The 5,061-nt window shown below is 66.0% G+C and carries 6 protein-coding genes; 3 read left to right on the forward strand and 3 right to left on the reverse strand.

Features of this window, described 5'->3' with window-relative positions; translation table 11 throughout:
- The 3 genes from JNK68_14340 to JNK68_14350 form a co-directional block, all read right to left on the reverse strand.
- The coding region (locus JNK68_14340) for a cbb3-type cytochrome c oxidase subunit I (GenBank protein ID MBL8541522.1) at nt 1-1,052 on the reverse strand (1,052 nt) is incomplete at its 3' end.
- A 15-nt stretch (nt 1,053-1,067) separates the two neighbouring features.
- On the reverse strand, nt 1,068-1,610 hold the full coding sequence (locus JNK68_14345; GenBank protein ID MBL8541523.1) for a cytochrome C oxidase subunit II: 543 nt from the start codon (nt 1,608-1,610) through the stop codon (nt 1,068-1,070).
- 30 nt (nt 1,611-1,640) lie between these two features.
- Nucleotides 1,641-1,826, reverse strand: a complete 186-nt coding sequence (locus JNK68_14350) for a hypothetical protein (protein ID MBL8541524.1) — start codon at nt 1,824-1,826, stop codon at nt 1,641-1,643.
- 226 nt (nt 1,827-2,052) lie between these two features.
- Between JNK68_14350 and JNK68_14355 the strand changes: the two genes are divergently transcribed.
- The 3 genes from JNK68_14355 to ybiB all read left to right on the forward strand — a co-directional run.
- On the forward strand, nt 2,053-3,123 hold the full coding sequence (locus JNK68_14355) for a COX15/CtaA family protein (protein MBL8541525.1): 1,071 nt from the start codon (nt 2,053-2,055) through the stop codon (nt 3,121-3,123).
- 4 nt (nt 3,124-3,127) lie between these two features.
- Complete coding sequence (locus JNK68_14360) at nt 3,128-4,108, forward strand: COX15/CtaA family protein (protein ID MBL8541526.1); 981 nt, start codon at nt 3,128-3,130, stop codon at nt 4,106-4,108.
- A partial coding sequence (gene ybiB, locus JNK68_14365) for a DNA-binding protein YbiB (GenBank protein MBL8541527.1) occupies nt 4,105-5,061 on the forward strand: 957 nt, incomplete at its 3' end. The genes JNK68_14360 and ybiB, both read left to right, overlap by 4 nt.

Below are 5,061 nucleotides of genomic sequence, written 5' to 3' on the forward strand. Positions count from 1 at the left end.
ATGAACATGCCCGCGAAGATGGGGTTGCCCCAAGGCGCCTTGCGCAGCCACTCGAACAGTCCCTTGGTGAAGCCCTTCTTGCGCTGTGCCACCTCGATCGCGCCCGGCACCGTGAGCCCGTGCACCATCGATGCCAGCACCGCGAGGTACATGGCGTAGCTCGTGTTGAAGATCTTCCAGTTCGACGTGAGCCCGGGATCGACGAGCAGATGGTGCGCGCTCGCAAGTTGCAGGAAGAGGATGTAGAGGAAGAATGCGCCGCGGCTCACCTTCTCGGAGAGCGGCTTGGCGCCGAACACGATCGCCGCGATCGCGTACCACACCGACACATGGGCCGAGACGTTGATCTGCTGCGACGAGTGGCCGAACGCCCACCACACGGTCCGGTACATGAGCGAATCGACGTGGTTGATGAGGCCGAGCGACCAGAGGAAGGTCGGGATCAGGATGATGGCGCCGGAGGCGATGGTGAACACCGCGATGATCGCCGCCGTAATCGCGCCGAACGTCACCAGCGGCACCGAGCCGACGTAGGTCTTCTCGTTGCGTGCCACCACCAGCGTGCCGAAGAACACGAAGCACGCGATGAGCGCGCCGACCGCGAACACGATAAGGCCCAGGTAGAACAGCGGATGTGCCCCCATTGGCGTGTAGGAGGTAAACATCACGCTCGAGTCACCGCGGAACACCGCGTAGTTGTTGACGAGCGCACCGATCACCATCAACGCGAACGCGGCCCAGGCGATGCGCGGCGTGGCGAGCCGGCAGCCGAGCAGCGTCGACGAGGCGAAGTAGAGCACCGCGATCTCGAAGAAAATGATCCAGAACACGAGCATGTTGAGCCCGTGCGCGGTGAGGAACAGGTAGAACCACTCCGGGTTGAGCAGGTGGACCGCCTGCCAGCGCGTGAGTGTCACGCCGATGGCGAGGATGCCGCCGAAGAGCAGGGCGACCACCGCAGCGACCGCGTTCGCCTTCATCAGCGCCTCGGCCGGCTCGTGAAACCTGAGCCCCGACGTCGGGCAGACCCGGAACATTCGATTGACCGCCATGATCTTCTCCCCGCCTTACGGTACGACGTAGATCTTGCTCGCCATATTGTGATGGTTGATGCCGCAGTACTCGTTGCAGACGATCCCGAACGTGCCTGCGCTCGTAGGCGTAAGCGTCACCACGTGGTCGTAGCCCGGATGCACCTCGATGTTGACGTTCTCGGGCTGCAGCGAGAAGCCGTGCAGCCAGTCCATCGACATGAGGTGCAGGCGGTAGGTCTTGCCCTGCTCGAGCTCGATCAGGGGCCACCATTGCCAGAGCCGCGCGATCAGGTACACGTCGCCGCCCGCGGGCGGGCGCACCACCGGGATCTTCTGGTCGGTCTCGGTGCGCACCGTGTACTTGTCGACCATCTCCTGGGTGCGCTTCTGGTACGCGTCGGGGGTGGTGCGGAAGGCCTCGTTGGCAAGGTTCTGCTTACCGAAGATGTGCCAGTACGGCATCATGAAAAACATGATGAGGCACCAGACGAGCGCGATCGCGATCCAGGTGCCTTCGACACGGTCCAGCGGCTGCTTCCACCAGTAGCGACTGGTGGGCGGTTGTATGGCGCTCATCCTCGCTTCTCCCTGAAATCAGTCGATGCGCTATTTCATGACCGGAACGCTGAGGATCTCCATTACCCCCCAGACGACGTAGAGCACAGTGGGAATCGTCACCCCGAGAAAAAGCAGCAGGAAGGGGTTGTCGAGGATCTGCTGCATGGTGGGAACCGGTTCCTCGAGCACTTCGTCCTCGGGACGCACGGTCGCGGACTTGACGACGTCGGCCATCTCTCTCCTCCCGTTTTTTTTCACCGATGCGCCGCACGGCGCAGCGCCACGGCGCCTTACAGGGGGCGTTTATACGCCGCGGGCGGGCGCGGCGGACTTGATGCGCATCAAGCTTTTTGGATGGCGCGCTGCGGGGTGCGGTCGACCGCGCGACCTTATCGGATAGAATGCCGCCGGAGAGCGGTCACCGCGTCAAGCCACAATCGGGATGCGTTGCATGAGCGTGATGGAGCAGTCGGGCTGGGCATCCTTTCCCCGCGCCGCTGGAGTGGCGGATGCGACAAGCCGGAAACAAGTCGCCGCGTGGCTCTTCGCGTGCTGCGGGCTCGTCTTCGCGATGGTGGTGCTCGGCGGCGTCACGCGCCTCACGCACTCGGGGTTGTCGATCACCGAATGGCAGCCGATTGTGGGCACGCTGCCGCCGTTGGCGGAGGCCGCCTGGCAGGAGGCATTCGCGAAGTACCAGCAGACGCCGGAGTTCCAGCAGGTGAACCGGCACATGACGCTCGCGGAGTTCAAGCCGATCTTCTGGATGGAATGGGCGCATCGTCTGCTCGGCCGACTCATCGGAGTTGCGTTCTTCGTTCCGTTTCTCTATTTCCTGTTGCGCCGGAAGCTCGATTGGACACTCGGCTGGCAGCTCGCGGGCATCTTTGTGCTCGGCGCACTGCAGGGGGCGATGGGGTGGTACATGGTGAAAAGCGGGCTGGTCGAAGATCCGCGCGTGAGCCAGTTTCGACTGACCGCTCACTTGGGAATTGCCTTCCTGATCTACGGGCTCATGTTCTGGGTGGGGCTCGGGTTCGTGCGCCCGCGCGCTGCAATTCATGACGCCCGTCTCGCGCGCTTGCGCCGCTTCTCGAGCGCGCTGGTCGCACTGATCTTCCTGATGGTTTTGACCGGCGGCTTCGTCGCGGGCATCCGTGCGGGTTTCGCCTACAACACGTTTCCCCTCATGAACGGGCACGTGGTGCCACCCGAGGTCCTCCTGCTGGAGCCGTGGTGGCTCAACTTCTTTAGCAACATGGCGACGGTACAATTCGCTCACCGCCTGCTCGCGTGGGTGCTCGCGTTCCTTGTGCCATGGTTCTGGCTGAAGAGCGGCCAAGCTTCTCTGTCCGTCGCGGCGCGACTCGCCAGTCACGCGTTGCTCGCTGCGCTGGCGCTGCAGGTCACGCTCGGTATCGCGACGCTGCTCCTGGTCGTGCCGATCGGTCTCGCGGCCGCGCATCAGGCCGGTTCCATGGTGCTGTTCTCGGCGGCGCTCTGGGTGGCGCACGAGCTGCGGCGCGCCTGACGCAATGACGGGTCCAGCGGAGCCAGGGGTGCTGGTGCGCCGCATCGCGACCCTCGCCTCACTCGGCACCTTCGTCATCGTGGTTGCGAGCGCCTACCTCAGGCTCTCGGCGCCGCATCAGGACTGTCCGGAGTGGCCCGCCTGCTACGGCACGGTGATGCAGGCCGCCGACGGCACCGAGCCGAGCGCGGCGCGGCGGCTTGCCCGCCTCGTACACCGGATTGCCGCCACGGCGGTCGCTGCGGCCATCCTCGCGCTTGCCTTCCTCTGTTTCGCGCAGCGCCCGCGATCGCAGGCCGATCGCGCGCTCGCCGTTGCGCTCGTAGCGCTTACCGTCTTTCTCGCCGTGCTCGGACGATGGACCCCGACCGGTACCCTGCTGCCGGCGGTGACGCTCGGCAATCTGGCCGGCGGCTTCGGACTCCTGGCGCTGCTCTGGTGGCTGCGGCTTCGCCATTGCGCATACCGACACGACTCGCCGGCGCGCGCGCCGTACCGCCTCGCGGCCCTGGCCGTGTTGCTGGTGGCGGCGACCGTGCTGCAGGGCGCCCTCGTCAGCGGCAACTACGCGGCGCTTTCCTGCACGACGCTGCCGGACTGCAACGGCCGCTGGTGGCCCGCCTCGACGCTGGCGGCTTTCGACGTGTTTCACCCGCTCGCCATGGACGACGCGCACCGGGTCCAGCTCGCTGCCTACGCGCCGTTCCTGCACATGCTGCATCGCTATCTCGCCGCGGCCTCGGCGCTCGCCGTCGCGGTGCTCGGAGGGTGGCTGCTCGCCTGCCGGCCGCACGGGCGTCTGCTTGGCGCCGGCGTGCTCGTCCTGCTGGCGCTGCAGCTCGGACTCGGCATTGCGGCCATCGCCCTCTCGCTGCCGCTGCCGGCGGTCGTCCTGCACAACGGCATCGGTGCGTTGCTGCTGATCGCCTTGGTGAGCGCGGCATACCGTCTCGCGGGCGACGAAGCGGCGAGGAGGCGCAGGTGAATCTGGCGGCCTTGATCCGCGATCTGGGACGGGGACAGCATGGCTCGCGCAATCTTTCGGAAGACGCTGCTGCCGATCTCTACGGCACCATGCTCGACGGGCACGTGCCGGAGATGGAGCTGGGCGCCATCCACATCGCGCTGCGGATGAAGGGCGAAGGTCCCGAAGAGATGCGCGGGTTCTACCGCGCTCTCGACGCGCGTCTGCCGCGGTTGGAGCTGGATGCGGCGCGGGGTCGACCTGTGCTGCTGGCGAGCTACAACGGCGCACGGCATCAGGCCAATCTCACGCCGCTCTTCGCGTTGCTGCTGTCCCGGCTGGGTATGCCGGCGCTCGTCCACGGCGCGCCCGATGCGCATGGCCGCATCACCACGCAGACCGTGCTGCAGGCGATGGACATTCCGTCATGCGGCGACCTTGCCGAAGTGCGCGCGAGGCTCAAATACGGCGAGATCGCCTACGTGCCGATCGATGTCATGGTTCCCGGACTCGGCGCGCTGCTCGCGACGCGCAAGCGTCTCGGCCTGCGTTCGAGTTCGCACAGCCTCGCCAAGATGATCGACCCGTTCGGCGGGCGTGCCCTGCGGGTGGTCTCGGTCTCGCACCCCGACTATGTCGAGCGCATGAGGCGCTTTCTGCGCGACACGGCAGCCCGTGCCCTGCTGTTGCGCGGGACCGAAGGCGAGCCATTTGCCAACCCGAAGCGTCGCCCGCGCATCGAGTTCTTCCACGATGGTGAATTGGAGGTGCTCCAGGAGACCGAGACGGGAAGTCTCACCGCGCTGCCCGAACTGCCTTCCGCCATCGATGCTGCCACGACTGCCGAATGGACGCGACGGGTCCTCGCAGGAGATGTGCCGGTGCCGGCCTCTCTCGTCGATGAACTCGCCTGTTGCATCTACGGCACCGGCCGTGCGGATTCCCTCGCCGCCGCCCGCGACCAGGTGCTACGG

The sequence above is a fragment of the Betaproteobacteria bacterium genome (assembly GCA_016791345.1).
Lineage (GTDB): Bacteria > Pseudomonadota > Gammaproteobacteria > Burkholderiales > JAEUMW01 > JAEUMW01.

Coding starts and splice junctions, on each gene's coding strand:
- JNK68_14345 (MBL8541523.1), bottom strand. CDS start 1,610: ATGAGCGCCATACAACCGCCCACCAGTCGCTACTGGTGGAAGCAGCCG.
- JNK68_14350 (MBL8541524.1), bottom strand. CDS start 1,826: ATGGCCGACGTCGTCAAGTCCGCGACCGTGCGTCCCGAGGACGAAGTG.
- JNK68_14355 (MBL8541525.1), top strand. CDS start 2,053: ATGGAGCAGTCGGGCTGGGCATCCTTTCCCCGCGCCGCTGGAGTGGCG.
- JNK68_14360 (MBL8541526.1), top strand. CDS start 3,128: ATGACGGGTCCAGCGGAGCCAGGGGTGCTGGTGCGCCGCATCGCGACC.